Source organism: Mesorhizobium sp. M0001 (assembly GCF_040324255.1).
Classification (GTDB): domain Bacteria; phylum Pseudomonadota; class Alphaproteobacteria; order Rhizobiales; family Rhizobiaceae; genus Mesorhizobium.
This window is the reverse complement of record NZ_JAMYVS010000006.1, coordinates 1-15,050: the sequence shown is the minus strand read 5'-3', so window position 1 is coordinate 15,050 and position 15,050 is coordinate 1. Positions and strand designations below refer to the sequence as shown.

At 63.8% G+C, this 15,050-nt stretch carries 15 protein-coding genes; 13 read left to right on the top strand and 2 right to left on the bottom strand.

What is annotated here, in order from left to right; genetic code table 11:
- Positions 1-8 precede the first annotated feature (8 nt).
- The 9 genes from NKK50_RS18035 to NKK50_RS17995 all read left to right on the top strand — a co-directional run bounded on the left by NKK50_RS18035 (position 9) and on the right by NKK50_RS17995 (position 7,052).
- Positions 9-1,085 (top strand): ABC transporter permease, encoded by a 1,077-nt coding sequence (locus tag NKK50_RS18035; RefSeq protein ID WP_023710443.1) that lies wholly within the window; start codon positions 9-11, stop codon positions 1,083-1,085.
- A gap of 2 nt (positions 1,086-1,087) precedes the next feature.
- Positions 1,088-1,870 carry an ATP-binding cassette domain-containing protein gene (locus tag NKK50_RS18030; RefSeq protein ID WP_027049093.1) on the top strand — a complete coding sequence of 261 codons (783 nt, stop codon included), beginning with the start codon at positions 1,088-1,090 and terminating at the stop codon, positions 1,868-1,870.
- A 113-nt stretch (positions 1,871-1,983) separates the two neighbouring features.
- Positions 1,984-2,979 carry an inositol 2-dehydrogenase gene (iolG, locus tag NKK50_RS18025; protein WP_023732721.1) on the top strand — a complete coding sequence of 332 codons (996 nt, stop codon included), beginning with the start codon at positions 1,984-1,986 and terminating at the stop codon, positions 2,977-2,979.
- Between the two features lie 30 nt (positions 2,980-3,009).
- Complete coding sequence (locus tag NKK50_RS18020) at positions 3,010-3,804, top strand: SDR family oxidoreductase (RefSeq protein ID WP_023732720.1); 795 nt, start codon at positions 3,010-3,012, stop codon at positions 3,802-3,804.
- Between the two features lie 71 nt (positions 3,805-3,875).
- Complete coding sequence (locus NKK50_RS18015; protein WP_023732719.1) at positions 3,876-4,139, top strand: type II toxin-antitoxin system Phd/YefM family antitoxin; 264 nt, start codon at positions 3,876-3,878, stop codon at positions 4,137-4,139.
- Positions 4,136-4,558, top strand: a complete 423-nt coding sequence (locus NKK50_RS18010; protein WP_023732718.1) for a type II toxin-antitoxin system VapC family toxin — start codon at positions 4,136-4,138, stop codon at positions 4,556-4,558. The genes NKK50_RS18015 and NKK50_RS18010 overlap by 4 nt, the downstream gene beginning before the upstream one ends.
- Positions 4,559-5,032: 474 nt before the next feature.
- The gene (locus NKK50_RS18005) at positions 5,033-6,124 is read left to right on the top strand and encodes a 3-deoxy-7-phosphoheptulonate synthase (RefSeq protein WP_023732717.1); all 1,092 of its coding nucleotides are present in this window, start codon (positions 5,033-5,035) and stop codon (positions 6,122-6,124) included.
- Positions 6,125-6,199: 75 nt separating this feature from the next.
- Positions 6,200-6,559 carry an ArsR/SmtB family transcription factor gene (locus NKK50_RS18000; protein WP_023687408.1) on the top strand — a complete coding sequence of 120 codons (360 nt, stop codon included), beginning with the start codon at positions 6,200-6,202 and terminating at the stop codon, positions 6,557-6,559.
- A complete protein-coding gene (locus NKK50_RS17995) occupies positions 6,537-7,052 on the top strand; it encodes an SRPBCC domain-containing protein (RefSeq protein ID WP_023672339.1) in 516 nt (171 codons plus the stop codon). Before NKK50_RS18000 ends, NKK50_RS17995 begins: the two co-directional genes overlap by 23 nt.
- A gap of 115 nt (positions 7,053-7,167) precedes the next feature.
- Here the strand turns inward: NKK50_RS17995 and NKK50_RS17990 are convergent, their stop codons facing one another.
- Complete coding sequence (locus NKK50_RS17990; RefSeq protein ID WP_023672340.1) at positions 7,168-7,803, bottom strand: LysE family translocator; 636 nt, start codon at positions 7,801-7,803, stop codon at positions 7,168-7,170.
- Between the two features lie 127 nt (positions 7,804-7,930).
- Between NKK50_RS17990 and NKK50_RS17985 the strand changes: the two genes are divergently transcribed.
- Positions 7,931-8,629: a helix-turn-helix transcriptional regulator gene (locus NKK50_RS17985; RefSeq protein ID WP_023672341.1), complete on the top strand. Its 699-nt coding sequence runs from the start codon at positions 7,931-7,933 to the stop codon at positions 8,627-8,629.
- An 8-nt stretch (positions 8,630-8,637) separates the two neighbouring features.
- On the opposite strand, the gene NKK50_RS17980 is transcribed toward NKK50_RS17985, so the two are convergent.
- A complete protein-coding gene (locus tag NKK50_RS17980) occupies positions 8,638-9,747 on the bottom strand; it encodes a Gfo/Idh/MocA family protein (protein ID WP_027049095.1) in 1,110 nt (369 codons plus the stop codon).
- 314 nt (positions 9,748-10,061) lie between these two features.
- On the opposite strand from NKK50_RS17980, the gene NKK50_RS17975 reads away from it, so the two are divergent.
- From NKK50_RS17975 to iolD, 3 genes are all read left to right on the top strand, one after another.
- Complete coding sequence (locus NKK50_RS17975) at positions 10,062-10,907, top strand: MurR/RpiR family transcriptional regulator (RefSeq protein WP_023703746.1); 846 nt, start codon at positions 10,062-10,064, stop codon at positions 10,905-10,907.
- A gap of 153 nt (positions 10,908-11,060) precedes the next feature.
- Complete coding sequence (locus tag NKK50_RS17970; protein ID WP_352543722.1) at positions 11,061-12,995, top strand: bifunctional 5-dehydro-2-deoxygluconokinase/5-dehydro-2-deoxyphosphogluconate aldolase; 1,935 nt, start codon at positions 11,061-11,063, stop codon at positions 12,993-12,995.
- Positions 12,996-13,028: 33 nt separating this feature from the next.
- On the top strand, positions 13,029-14,879 hold the full coding sequence (iolD, locus tag NKK50_RS17965) for a 3D-(3,5/4)-trihydroxycyclohexane-1,2-dione acylhydrolase (decyclizing) (protein ID WP_352543721.1): 1,851 nt from the start codon (positions 13,029-13,031) through the stop codon (positions 14,877-14,879).
- Positions 14,880-15,050 lie beyond the last annotated feature (171 nt).

Below are 15,050 nucleotides of genomic sequence, written 5' to 3'. Positions count from 1 at the left end.
GGACAGACATGTCACAGACATCTCATGGCGTCGGCGGGGTCAGCTATGACGCGAAGAGGCGGACATGGCCGGCCGAATTCAACGTCTTCCTGGCGCTGGTCATTCTGGTCGTCATCTTCGAAATGATCGGCCGCATCTTTCTTGGCGACAGCTTCCTGTTCAACACGCGCGACAACGTCGCCGGGATCTTCAATGAGGCCCGCCTGCAGATCATCATCCTGCAGGTGTCGATCGTCGGCATCATCGCCATCGGCGTCACGCAGGTGATCATTTGCGGCGGCATCGACTTGTCCTCGGGCTCGATCGTCGGCGCCACCGCCATGATCGCCATGAGTTTTGCCCAGGTGGCGACGGTCAACGGTAACCCCAACCCCAAGGCGATGTTCCTGGCGCAAGGCTGGACCGACCTGCCGGTCGTCGTGCCGGTACTGGTCGCCATCGGCTGCGGTCTGCTCGCCGGTCTCGTCAACGGCTCCTTGATTGCATACACGCGCATTCCGCCGTTCATTGCCACGCTCGGCATGATGGTGACCGCGCGCGGCATTGCCAAATGGTGGTCCAAGGGTCAGCCGATCTCGTTTCCGACCGAAAGTTTCGCTGGTATCGGCAAGGGCCTGATGCCGGTCATCATCTTCCTGTCGCTGGCGGTGCTGTTCCAGCTGATCATGACCTACACACGCTACGGCAAGCATTGCTATGCCATCGGCTCCAACGAGGATGCCGCGCGCATGTCGGGCATCAAGATCGCCAACCACAAGATCCTCGTCTACGTCATTGCCGGCATCCTAGCCGCGCTGGCCGCCGTCGTGCTCTCCTCCAAGAACCTGACGGCACAGTCCGGCATGGGCGTCATGTACGAGCTAGACGCCATCGCAATGGCGGTCATCGGCGGCGTCTCTTTGTCGGGCGGTCGCGGCTCGATCGTCGGCACCGTGATCGGCTCGCTGATCTTCGGCGTCATCATTTCCGGCTTCACCTTCCTGCGCCTCGACGCCTACTATCAGGAGATGGTCAAGGGCGTGATCATCGTCGGCGCGGTCGTTCTCGACCAATGGCGCCAGCGCATGCGGGCATTGAGGGCTTGACCATGCCAGATATCTCCACGACAGACATCGTCCTGAAGACCGAAAACCTGACCAAGCGTTATGGCGGCGTGCACGCGCTGGAAGGCGCGAATTTCGAGCTGCGCAAGGGCGAGCATGTCGCCATCATGGGCGACAATGGCGCCGGCAAATCGACCTTCGTGCGCCAGATCACCGCCGTCGAGCAACGCACCAGTGGCCAGATCTGGTTCGACGGCAGGGAAGTGAATTTTGCCGGGCCGATCGAAGCGCGCACGGCGGGCATCGAGACCGTGTTCCAGAACCTGGCGCTGGCCGACGATCTCGACGTGCCGTCGAACCTGTTCCTCGGCCGCGAAAAGGTGCTTTTCAATCTCGGGCCGTTCTCGATCCTCGACCGCAAATACATGCGCAAGGCGACCGAGGCGGCGCTGATCCGCACGGCAGTGAAAATCCCCAATTTGTCCAACACCATTCGCCACATGTCGGGCGGCCAGCGCCAGTGCGTTGCGATCGCCCGGACCGCGACCTTCGCCTCCAAGCTGATCATCATGGACGAGCCGACGGCAGCCCTTGGCGTGCAGGAGACGGCGCAGGTCGAGAACATCATCCGCACGCTGAAGGACAATGGCGAGCCGCTGATCCTGATCAGCCACAACATGCGCCAGGTGTTCGACCTGTGCGACCGCATCGTCGTCTTCCGGCGCGGCCGCATCGTCGCCAACCTGCGCAAGGAAAACACCGACGGCAACGACATCGTCTCCTACATCACCGGCGCCAAGACCGGGGAGGCGGAACTCGCGGCCTGAACAGGATGGTCATCCTGTTTTCTGGCGTGCTCGAAAAATTATCTTGCCACCTTTCTCAAAAGGAAGGTGGAGACACAACTCTCTCGAACCCATCCCCCTAGAGGAAATACCCCATGACTGTTCGTTTCGCCCTCCTCGGTGCCGGCCGCATCGGCAAGGTCCATGCCCGCGCCGTCGGCTCCAACCCGCAGGCCAGACTGGTGGCCGTTGCCGACGCTTTTGAAAAGGCGGCGACCGAGTTGGCAACCGCCTATGGCGCCGAAGTGCGCACCATCGACGCGATCGAGAAGGCCAAGGACATCGACGCCGTGGTCATCTGCACGCCGACCGACACCCATGCCGATCTGATCGAGCGTTTCGCCAAGGCCGGCAAGGCGATCTTCTGCGAGAAGCCGATCGACCTCGACGTCAAGCGCGTCGAGAAGTGCCTGGCCGTGGTCGACAAGGCCAAGGCGACGCTGATGGTCGGCTTCAACCGCCGCTTCGATCCGCACTTCGCCGCCGTGCGCAAGGCGATCGACGACGGCGCCATCGGTACTGTCGAGATGGTCACCATCACCTCGCGCGATCCGGGCGCGCCGCCGGTCGATTACATCAAGCGCTCGGGCGGCATTTTTCGCGACATGACCATCCACGATTTCGACATGGCGCGCTTCCTGCTCGGCGAAGAGGTGGCGGCGGTCAGCGCCCATGCCTCGGTTCTGGTCGACGAGAAGATCGGCGAAGCGGGCGATTTCGACTCTGTCAGCGTCATCCTCGAAACCGCGTCCGGCAAGCAGGCCGTCATCTCCAATTCGCGCCGCGCCACCTATGGCTACGACCAGCGCATCGAGGTGCATGGCTCCAAGGGCATGGTCGCCGCCGAGAACCAGCGGCCGGTGTCGATCGAGGTCGCCAATGAGAAGGGCTATACGCGCCCGCCGCTGCACGACTTCTTCATGACCCGCTATCTCGACGCCTACGCCATCGAGATTGCCGCTTTCATCACTGCTGCAACCTCGGGCAAGAAGGCATCGCCGAGCGGCGCCGACGGCCTCGTGGCGCTGAAGCTGGCCGATGCCGCGCTGAAGTCGGCGACATCAGGCAAGACCGTCCGTCTCGACAAGTAAGAACCGGAACCAAGGCACAGGAGCAGAGCGATGAGCACATCCGCCGATCGCAATTCGAAGACGCGCGCCATCGTCACCGGCGGCGCGCAAGGCATCGGCTTTGCCGTCGCCGAAGCGCTGGCCGACGAGGGCTGCAAAGCGCTGGCGCTCATCGGCCGCTCGCAGGAGAAGGGCGACAAGGCGGTCGCCCACTTCAAGAAGGCCGGCGTCGATGCGATCTTCATCAGCGCCGACGTCTCGAAAGTGGCGGACTGCAAGCGCGCGGTGGCAACCGCGATCTCGCATTTCGACACCATCAACGCGCTGGTCAACGCCGCAGCCACCTCCGCGCGCGGGTCGCTGGTCGAAACCTCCGAGGAGACCTTCGACCAGATTTTCCAGACCAACGTGCGCGGCCCGTTCTTCCTGATGCAGGGCGTGGTGGCCCATCTCCTGGACCAGAAGGCGCCGGGCTCGATCGTCAACGTGCTGTCTATGTCGGCGCATTGCGGCCAGTCCTTCCTGGCGCCCTATTCCTCGAGCAAGGGTGCGCTGGCGACGCTGACCAAGAACGTCGCCAACGCCTATCGTTTCAACCGCATCCGCTGCAACGCCGTGCTGCCGGGCTGGATGGACACCGAGGGCGAGGACATCGTGCAGAAGAAATGGCACGGTGCCTCCGACGACTGGCTGGCAAAGGCAGAGGCCGGCCAGCCCATGGGCCAACTGGTGAAGCCCGACCAACTGGCGCGGCTGATCAGCTACATGGCCAGCCCGCAATCCGGTGTCATGACCGGCTCGCTGGTTGACTACGACCAGAACGTCGCGGGGACCTCGCCGGAGTAGCCTCAAACCCTGTTGCAGCAACATCGCCATTCCCACATAGTCATGATAGTCAGGCTAGTCACGAGCATGCGATGCTAACGTCATCCAAAGACACCAACTGGACGGTTGCCGGGGCAAAAGCCCGGCTCTCCGAGGTCATCGAGCGCGCACAGTCCTCGCCGCAGACGATCACCAAGAACGGCAAACCAAGCGTGGTTGTCGTCTCGGCCGAGGAATGGCAGCGCAAGATCGCACGCAAGGGTACGCTTGCCGAGTTCCTGCTGGGCTCGCCGCTGCGCGGCGCCGATCTCGAGCTTGAACGTCAGCGCGACGAACCGCGTGACCTGCCGCTGTGAGACTGCTGCTCGACACGAATGTCCTGTCCGAGGTGACGAGGCCAGCGCCTGACGCAAGTGTCCTGGGCTGGCTGGACGAGCTTGATGAGGACCGCTCCTTCATCAGCGTAGTGTCGATCGCCGAGATCCGGCGCGGCGTCTCTCCGATGGATGAGGGCCGTAAACGCGAGGCGCTGGCCGAATGGCTCGCCCGGGACCTGCCCCAGCGCTTCGAACAGCGGGTTTTGCCGGTGGACGATGCAGTTGCCTTGGCCTGGGGCGACCTGATGGGTCTTGCCAAGCGCCGCGGTCGTGGTCTGTCGTCGATGGACGGCCTGATCGCAGCCACTGCGATTGCGCACGAGCTCACCTTGGCAACGTGCAATACGAAAGATTTCGAAGGCTTTGGGCTTGAACTCTTCGATCCCTGGACGGCATGAGCCGCTCCGCGTTATACGTGTTGGCGATTGGCGAAACCGCCGGCACTTCGTCATCCACGGGCGGAGCAAGGAGCGTAGCGACGCAGCGCAGACCCGAGGATCCATGCCGCGACTTCAGAGCGCTGCTACGGTCCAGAATTCTGCTCCGCCGCACTCCACGGCCCAGGTCACGGAATGGATCCCAGGGTCTCCGCGACGGAGCTTCGCTCCTGCTCCGCCCAGGGATGACGAAATCGCGAGGATTCGGCCCATCCCGAATTGTCTCCGCATACCCCACGTGACAAGCGCCTCGGCATCGACTATATGACGCCTGATGATCAACCTGACCGCCTCGTATTGGTACTTTAGCAGCTCGCTGGCGGCGGGAGGATTGCGCTCGATCTGAAGATTGCAGCAACAAGTCCGAACAGCCGCCAGACCTGGCGGCTTTTTTGTATCAGCCGGCAGGTCTCCTAAAAACAGGAGCAGAAAGCCGTGTTGACCACCACAGACGATCTTCGGGTCAAGGAAATCCGAGAATTGAGTACGCCGGACGAGGTGATGCGGGAGATCCCGCGCACGCTGACGGCAACGCGCACCGTGAGCGCATCACGCAACGCCACCCATGCCATCTTGAACGGCACCGACGACCGGCTGCTTGTCATCGTCGGCCCGTGTTCGATCCACGACCCGGTCGCGGCCGTTGACTATGCCAGCCGGCTAGTGGCGCTGCGCGAGACCCTGTCCGACCGGTTGGAGATCGTCATGCGGGTCTATTTCGAAAAGCCGCGCACGACCGTCGGCTGGAAGGGCCTTATCAACGATCCCGATCTCGACGGCAGCTTCAACATCGACAAGGGGCTGCGGATGGCGCGCAACGTGCTGTCGGCGGTCAACAATCTCGGCCTGCCCTCGGCCACCGAATTTCTCGACATGACGACGCCGCAATACATTGCCGATCTCGTCGCCTGGGGCGCCATCGGCGCGCGCACCACCGAGAGCCAGATCCACCGCGAACTGGCTTCCGGCCTGTCCTGCCCGGTCGGCTTCAAGAACGGCACCGACGGCAATCTCAGGATCGCCGCCGAGGCGGTGAAATCCGCCGCCCAGCCGCATCATTTCATGGCGGTGACCAAGGGCGGACGCAGCGGCATTGCGACTACTACCGGCAATGAGGACTGCCACGTCATCCTGCGCGGCGGCGTTCAGCCGAATTACGATGCGGCGAGCGTCGAGGCAGCCTCGGCCGAACTCGCCCGCATCGGCGTTGCACCCCGGCTGATGATCGACGTCAGCCACGCCAACTCGGCCAAGAAGCCGGAGAACCAGCCCAAGGTGGCGGCGGATGTCGCCGGTCAGGTCGCGGCGGGCGACGAACGCATCATCGGCCTCATGATCGAGAGCAATCTCGTTGCCGGCCGTCAGGATGTCGTGCCCGGCAAGCCGCTCGTCTATGGCCAGAGCATCACAGATGGCTGCATCGACTGGGCGACCACCGAGACGGTGCTGCACGGCCTCGCCGGCGCCGTAGAATGGCGCCGCTCAGCCCGCCGCGCCATGATGGAGAACCGGCCGGGCGCCGCCTGATACGAGGCGATGCGCGGGAAGGACGCTGCGGCTCCCCTTGCACCCCGGCCACCGGTCTGCTAGATACTGAACCATATGGTTCAGTATGCCGACTTGGACTCCTCGTTCGCCGCGCTCTCGGACGCCACCCGGCGTGGCGTTCTGGAGCAGCTCGGACGCGCAGATGCTTCGATCACCGAGCTTGCCGGAAAGTTCCACATGACCCTCACGGGCATGAAGAAGCACGTCGGCGTCCTGGAGCAGGCGGGGCTCGTCACCACGCAGAAGGTTGGCCGCGTGCGGACCTGCAAGCTCGGCCTGCGCGGACTGGAGGAAGAGGCGGCCTGGATCGAGCGGCACCGCCTGCTCTGGGACGCACGCTTCAACGAGTTGGACAAGGTTGTCGAGGAATTGAAACGGAAGGAGAAAGCCGATGCGCCAAAGAACCGAGAGTGAGCCCACGAACAGCCGCACCACGGTCGAACGGAAGTCCGAACGGGAGCTGGTCGTCACGCGAACGGTCAACGGTCCGGCGCGCATCGTGTTCGAGGCGTGGACCAAGCCCGAGCTGTTCAAGCAGTGGTGGGTGCCGAAGTCGATGGGCATGTTCCTGCGTTCATGCGAGATGGATGCTCGTACCGGAGGCACGTACCGCCTGGTGTTCGGCCACGACGCCTCGGACCTTCACGAATTCTTCGGCAGGTATATCGAAGTGACACCCCACTCACGCCTCGTCTGGACCAATGAGGAAGGTGGTGACGGTGGACCCGTCACCACGCTGACCTTCGAGGAAAAGGGTGGCAAGACGCTGCTGGTCATGCACGAACTCTATCCCTCGAAGGAGGCTCTCGACGCGGCCGGTACCGGGGCGGCGGATGCGATGGGCGAGACGTTCGAGCAATTGGACGAGCTTCTCGTCGTCTTGGGCGAGGGCGTGAGGCGGTCATGACGTCATCGGTCTCGCGGACGGGGTAGCTGCCGCCCTCGACGACGAAAAGACCGGGACAGTGATCCGCAAGCGCCGCACCGAGGCGAAGAAACGCGGCGTCATCGCTTGATCGGGATCACGCTGCCCTCAACCCTTCCCATGCCGTAAACACCGAGACAGCAAACAGCAGCAGTCCGGCCGCCCGGCCCGCAAAAGCGGTCGCCCGCGGATTGGCCACCAGCAGATTGCGGCTGCGGCCGGCGGTGATGGCGAGCCCGCCATAGATGGCGGCCTGCGTCAGCATCGTCAGCAAGCCCATGACCGTCGCCTGCATCCAGATCGGGCCGTAATCCGGCTTCAGGAACTGCGGATAGACGGCAAATATGAAGAGATAGGCCTTCGGGTTGATCAGGCAGGTCACCAGTCCCTGGCGAAAGGCCTTCCAGGCCGTACGGCTGCCGGCGGGCCCGTCGTGGCCGACGGTGATGGAACTGCGCATCAGCGAGATGCCGATGAAGGCCATGTAGGCGGCGCCGGCTATCAGCAGCGGCTTGTACAGGATCGGTACGAAATGCATCAGCAGGCCGACGCCGATGGCGCCGTTCAGCGTGTGCACGATGCCGCCGACCATGATGCCACCGGTGGCGGCGAGGCCCCGGTCGCGGCCGCCGGTGAGCGCATTGGCAAGCACGAACAGCATGTCCATCCCGGGTACGATGATGATGCCGGACAGCAGGATAAAGAACAGCCAGAGATTTTCCGCGTAGCTCATGTCAGTTGCCTGTCGCTTCCTGCTGGGGTGCCGTGGAGGAATTCGTTGATTTTCAACCCGACAGGCAGTCCAATAAATCATCCCAACTGACGGGGATGTGTCAGTAGCGTTTCATCAGGGAGAGGAAATGCGCAAGGCGTCGCGGCTGTTCGAGATTATCCAGATCCTGCGGCTGGCGCGGCAGCCGGTGACGGCAGCCATGATCGCCGGGCAGCTGGAAGTCACGATGCGTTCGATCTATCGCGACATCGCCGCACTGCAGGCAATGCGCGTGCCGATCGAAGGCGGGCGCGGTATCGGCTACATATTGCGGCCCGGCTTCGACCTGCCGCCGCTGATGTTTTCGATCGAGGAGATGGAAGCGATCGTCCTGTCGCTCGCCCTGCTGGAGCGCACGGGAGACAGCGAACTCAAGCAGGCGGCCAAGCGCGTCAGCGCCAAGATCGCCAGCGCCGTGCCGCCGCCGTTGCGCCAGGCGTTCGACGCCAACGCGCTGCATGTCTGGGGGTTCGCAGCACCGGCAATCGGCACCATCGATCTGGCGCTTGTGCGCCGCGCCATCCGCGACGAGGAAAAGCTCGACCTGTCCTATCGCGACGAAATCGGCCGCGCCTCCGAGCGGCTGATCCGTCCGATCGCGCTGATCTACTATTCAGAAACCGCCAACATCGTCGCCTGGTGCGAATTGCGCCAGGCCATCCGCAATTTCCGCAGCGACCGCATCGCGGATTGCCGGGCGACCGGGCTGCGCTTCAAGGGCGAAGGCGATCGCCTGCGGCAGGTCTGGGTCAGTGGCTGGGAGGCGAACGCTGTCGCTGGCGGCTGAAGCGGATCTTACCGCACATCCACCCAGCGCTTCTCCTCGAACGACCTCGCCATCGCGTGCACGGTGCGCTCGATCTCCAGCCCTTCGGCAAATTCGATGACCCGTGCCGGCCTGCCGGCAAGGCGGGTCAGCAGTTCGTGGCACTCGATGATCTTGAGGTCGTTGAAACCGAGGCCATGGCCGGGCGCCGGGAGGAAGGCGTCGTAGGGCTTGTGATGTGGCGCCACCAATATGGTGCGGTAGCCCTGTTCGGTCGGGCGATCGGCGGTGACATAGAGCTGGATTTCGTTCATCCGCTCCTGGTCGAACAGGATCGATCCTTTGGAGCCGAAAATCTGTATGGCGATGCGGCCCTTGCGGCCCCAGGCCGAGCGGTTGACCAGCAGCGTGCCGGCAATGCCGTTTTCCAGATGCATCAAAACGCTGGCGATGTCGTAGGTCTCCACCGCACGGCGGCCGCCGCCGGCCAGCTTGCGGTCGGCATAGGGCTTGGCCATGTCGCAGATGACTTTTGTGACGCGGCCGAACAGTGTCGAGACCAGCGACAGCGGATGCACGGCGAAATCGTCGAGCGCGCCATAGCCGGATGCGGCCTCATGCTTCCAGAAGAACAGCGCTTCGGGGTCGGCCATGAAGTCCTCGTCCATCTCGATGCGCAGATGGTTGACCTCGCCGATGATCTTTTCCTCGAGCAGCGCGCCGATGTGGCGGATGGCCGGGCTCTGTATGTAGTTGTAGCCAAGCGCTGCGACCTTGCCGGACTTCTTCGCCGCGGCCGCCATCGCCGCTGCTTCGGCAAAGCTCGGCGCCATCGGCTTCTCGCACCACAGATGCTTGCCGGCTTCGAGAATAGCGATGGCCATCTCCGGATGGAACTGATTGGGCGTGGTCAGCGAGACGATATCGACCTCGGGGTCGTTGACGACGGCACGCCAGTCGCCCGACGCCTTGGCGAAGCCGAACTCACCGGCCTTGCGCTTGGCCAGCTCCTCGTTGACCTCGCCGAGATGGACCAGCTTCGGCTTGGCGACATCGGGAAAGACGGCGCCGACGGCGCTCCACGCAATGGCGTGGCATTTGCCCATGAAACCCGTGCCGATAAGACCAACGCCGACCATTTCTTTCTCCCAATACCTGAAGCGATCGATGGATGAATTAGTCCATTTCTTCTCCGAATGGAATGTCTGCCTCATTTTTTATGGCCTTCTTGCGCAGGCTCGCTATGATGGGGCAGAGAGGACGTCACTTGAGTTAAAGAGAGCATGATGTCGTCCGAAACCGCTGCACACTTTTCGGCATCATGCTCCAATGCGTGTCGCCCAGAAGTGTGCCGCGGTTCTGGGACAACGGCATGCATCAAAACAAAGACTTAAAGCGCATCGCACATCCGTTTCACCGCGACGCGCTTTAGGTGAGCTTGGACGGGGCGACGATGGACGAACGGGTACCTCGCGACTTCGAGACGCTGCGCGCCACGATCCTCGATCGCCGTGAAACCTTGCCCAAGCGCATCGCCCAGATCGCCGCCTATGCGCTCGACAATCCCGATGACATCGCCTTCGGCACCGCCGCCAGCATCGCCGCTTCGGCGGGCGTGCAGCCGTCCACCTTGATCCGCTTTGCCCAGCAACTAGGCTTCGACGGCTTCACCAGCCTGCAGCAGGTGTTTCGCGAGCGGCTGCGCGAGCGCAATTCCTCTTATGACGAACGCCTGCAGGCGCTGCGCGCCAAGGCCGATGCGGGTGCTGGACACCGAGCCATCTTCGACGGCTTCGTCGCCGCCGCCAGCACTTCGCTCAACGATATTTCGCGCTCGCTGGACGAGGCGCATCTGGAAGACGCGATCTCGCTGCTGGCCAAGGCCGAGACCATCTATGTCCTGGCCAAGCGCCGCTCCTACCCGGTGGCGAGCTACATTGCCTATGCCTTGGGCAAGCTGAAGATCCGCAACCAGCTGATCGAATCCGCCGCCGGCCTCAATGCCGAGATGGTCGCCTTCGCCACCCCGGCGGACGCCGTCATTGCCATCAGTTTCTCGCCCTATGCGCCGGCCACCATCGAGGAGGCCCGCACCATTTCCGAACAGGGCGTGCCGATCATCGCCATCACCGACAGTTCGTTTTCGCCACTAGCGCAGTTCGCCAAGGTCTGGTTCGAGGTTGCCGAGGCCGATTTTGCCGGCTTCCGCTCGCTGTCGGCCACCATGGCGCTGGCCATGGCGCTCACCGTCGGCGTCGGCGAGAAGCGGCGCAGCACGGGCAAGAAGCGCAAAGCCTAGGCCGGCGCCGGGCGCTCGAATTCCCGGAAGGAATGCTCATTCCATATTGACTATGGATTGGAATTATTATTTCATATTCCCGGCGCCACGCTGCCGCTCGCGCGTGTCCCCCAACTACGTTGCTCAAGACAACAAGACCGACGGGAGGTTCCAATGAGCGAAGCCGTGGACGCCAAACAGGCGACGCTCGATGTCATCACCATCGGTCGCGCTTCCGTCGACCTTTACGGCCAGCAGATCGGCTCGCGGCTGGAGGACATCACCTCCTTTGCCAAATCGGTCGGCGGCTGCCCGGCCAACATCTCGGTTGGCACGGCGAGACTAGGCCTGCGCTCGGCGCTGCTCACCCGTGTCGGCGACGAGCAGATGGGCCGCTTCATCCGCGAGCAGCTGCGGCGCGAAGGCGTCAATGTCGACGGGCTGAAGACCGACAAGGAACGGCTGACGGCTCTGGTGCTGCTTTCGGTCGAGAGCGAAGGGGTCTCGCCGATGATCTTTTATCGCAGCGACTGCGCCGACATGGCGCTCGCCGAAGAAGATATCGACGAGGCTTTCATTGCCTCGGCCCGTTCCATCGTCGTCACCGGCACGCATTTTTCCCGACCCAACAGCGACGCCGCCCAGCGCAAGGCGATCCGCATCATCAAGGCCAGGGGCGGCAAGGTGGTGTTCGACATTGACTACCGCCCCAACCTCTGGGGACTCGCAGGCCATGCCGAAGGTTTTGAGCGCTATGTCAAATCCGACCGCGTCTCGGCCCAGCTGAAGACGGTGCTGCCCGATTGCGACCTCATCGTCGGCACCGAGGAAGAGATCATGATCGCCTCGGGCGCCGACGATTGCCTGAGCGCGCTGAAGACGATCCGCGCGCTGTCCAAGGCAACCATCGTACTGAAGCGCGGCGCCATGGGTTGCATCGTCTATGACGGGCCGATCAGCGACGATCTGGAAGACGGTATCGTCGGCAAGGGCTTTCCGATCGAGATCTATAATGTGCTGGGCGCCGGCGATGCCTTCATGTCCGGTTTCCTGCGCGGCTGGCTCGGTGGCGAAAACCTGGCAACGGCGGCGACCTGGGCCAATGCCTGCGGCGCCTTCGCCGTGTCGCGGCTGCTCTGCGCGCCGGAATATCCGACCTTCGAGGAATTGCAGTTCTTCCTCAAGAACGGCAGCAAGCACTTAGCGTTGCGCAAGGACGAGGCGATCAACCACATCCATTGGGCGACGACCCGCCGCCGCGATATCCCCTCGATGATGGCGCTCGCCTGCGACCACCGTGTGCAGCTTGAGGACGTCGCGGCAAAGACCGGCGCCGATCCGGCGCGCATCCGCGATTTCAAGGTGCTGGCGGTCAAGGCTGCGGCGAAAGTCGCCGCCGGCCGCGACGGCTATGGCATGCTGATCGACGAGAAGCATGGCCGCGAAGCGATGTTCGAATTCGCCCGCCACCCCTTTGCCTGGCTCGGCCGTCCCGTCGAACTGCCGGGCTCGCGGCCGCTGCGCTTCGAGTTCTCGCAGGACATCGGCTCGCAACTGGTGGAATGGCCGGTCGACCACTGCATCAAATGCCTGTGCTTCTATCACCCCGACGATCCGGCAGCGCTCAAGGAAGAGCAGCAGCAGAAGCTGCGCTCGCTGTTCGAAGCCGCGCGGAAGGTCGGCCGGGAGCTTCTGGTCGAGATCATCGCCGGCAAGCACGGCAAGCTCGATGACACGACGATCCCGCGCGCCCTGGAAGAACTCTATGCGCTTGGCATCAAGCCGGACTGGTGGAAGCTCGAACCGCAGGCGTCGGCCGGCGCCTGGGCCAAGATCGAAGCGGTGATCCTGAAGCATGATCCGTGGTGCCGCGGCGTCGTGCTGCTGGGTCTCGAAGCGCCGCAGGACGAACTGGAAGCGGCCTTTGCCGCCACCGCCAGGGCGCCGATCGTCAAGGGCTTTGCCGTCGGCCGCACCATCTTCGTCCACGCCGCGGAACAATGGCTGGCCGGCAAGATGACGGATGACGAGGCCATCGCCGACATGGCCGCGCGCTTCGAACAGTTGACCGAAGCGTGGCTTGCCGCGCGTGGCCGTAAAGCAGCATAAAGGCGCGGCAAGAGGACTGCGGAGGAAAACACCATGAGCAAGACAATCCGCCTGACGATGGCGCAGGCGCTGACCCGCTTTCTGAGCAAGCAGATGACCGAGATCGACGGCAGACGAGTGCCCATCTTCGGCGGTGTGTGGGCGATCTTCGGTCACGGCAATGTCGCCGGCATCGGCGAGGCGCTGTACCAGCTGCGCGACGAATTGCCGACCTTCCGCGCCCACAATGAGCAGGCGATGGCGCATGCGGCGATCGCCTATGGCAAGGCCAATTTCCGCCGCCGTTTCATGGCCGCGACCTCTTCGATCGGCCCCGGTGCGCTCAACATGGTGACGGCGGCGGCGCTCGCCCATGTAAACAGGTTGCCCGTCCTGTTTTTGCCGGGCGATGTCTTCGCCAACCGCATTCCCGACCCGGTGCTGCAGCAGGCCGAGGACTTTTCCGACGGGACCGCGACGGTCAATGACTGCTTCCGTCCGGTGTCGCGCTATTTCGACCGCATCACCCGTCCCGAGCAGATCATCCCGGCATTGGCGCGGACCATGCAGGTGCTGACCGATCCGGCGGAATGCGGCCCGGTGACGCTGTCGCTCTGCCAGGACGTGCAGGCCGAGGCCTATGACTATCCCGAGAGCTTTTTCGCCGAACGTGTCTGGCACCAGCGCCGTCCGCGCCCGGACCGCCATGAATTGGCGGCGGCGGTCACCGCGCTGAAGGGTGCGAAAAAACCGCTGATCATTGCCGGCGGTGGCGTGCTGTATTCGCAGGCTTCGGATGAACTGGCGAAATTCGGCGAGAGCGCTGGCATTCCGGTCTGCGAGACGCAAGGCGGCAAATCCTCGCTGCCCGACACACATCCGCTCAACATGGCGGCGGTCGGCGTTACCGGCACCTCGGCCGCCAACCGGCTGGCCGAGGAAGCCGATGTCGTGCTCGCCATCGGCACGCGCCTGCAGGATTTCACCACCGGCTCGTGGGCGCTGTTCAAGAATTCCGGCAAGACCATTATCGGGCTCAACGTCCAGCCTTTCGACGCCGGCAAGCACCGCGCGCTGCCGCTGGTCGCCGATGCGGCCGAAGGGCTTGTCGAACTGGGTGCGGCGCTGGGGAGCTGGAAAGCACCGGCGACTTGGACGGACAATTCGGCTGCCGGCAAGAAGGCCTGGCAGGTTGACGCCGGCAAGGTGACGGCGTCGACCAACGCCGCCTTCCCTTCGGACGCGCAGGTGATCGGCGCCGTGCAGCGCGCCCTGGGCTCAGGCGTGACGCTGCTGAATGCGTCGGGCGGTTTGCCGGGCGAGTTGCACAAGCTCTGGCAGGCAGGCGCGCCCGGCTCGTACCATGGCGAATATGGCTTCTCGACCATGGGCTACGAGATTGCCGGCGGGCTCGGCGCCAAGATGGCCAAGCCCGACCAGGAGGTCGTCGTCATGGTCGGCGACGGCTCCTACCTCATGATGAATTCCGAAATCGCCACGTCGGTGATGCTCGGCTTGAAGCTGACCATCGTGGTGCTCGACAACAGGGGTTATGGCTGCATCAACCGGCTGCAGATGGCCACCGGCGGCGCCAACTTCAACAACCTCCTGAAGGACGCGCGCCACGAGATCCTGCCCGACATCGACTTCGCCGCGCATGCGGCGAGCATGGGCGCTATTGCCGAGAAGGTGCCGTCGATCACCGGCCTGGAGACTGCGCTGCAAAAGTCGAAAACCAACGACCGCACCACCGTGCTGGTCATCGACACCGACCCGCTGATTTCCACCGATGCCGGCGGCCATTGGTGGGATGTCGCGGTGCCGGAAGTCTCCGCACGGCCGCAGGTCAACGCAGCGCGCAAGGCCTATGACGAAAAGCGGCAGATGCAGACAATCGGCGATTGATGTACATGCACCCGCCCCCTACCTCCCCCTTGTGGGGAGGTCGGACCGCAGGTCCGGGTGGGGGGCTCGCGCCGCGGCCCCCCCCCCCAGGGGGGGCGCGGCCCCCCCCCCCCCCGGGGGGGGGGGCGAGCCACCAGGGGGACGAGAAGTGACGCCCACTGGGGGGGGGGC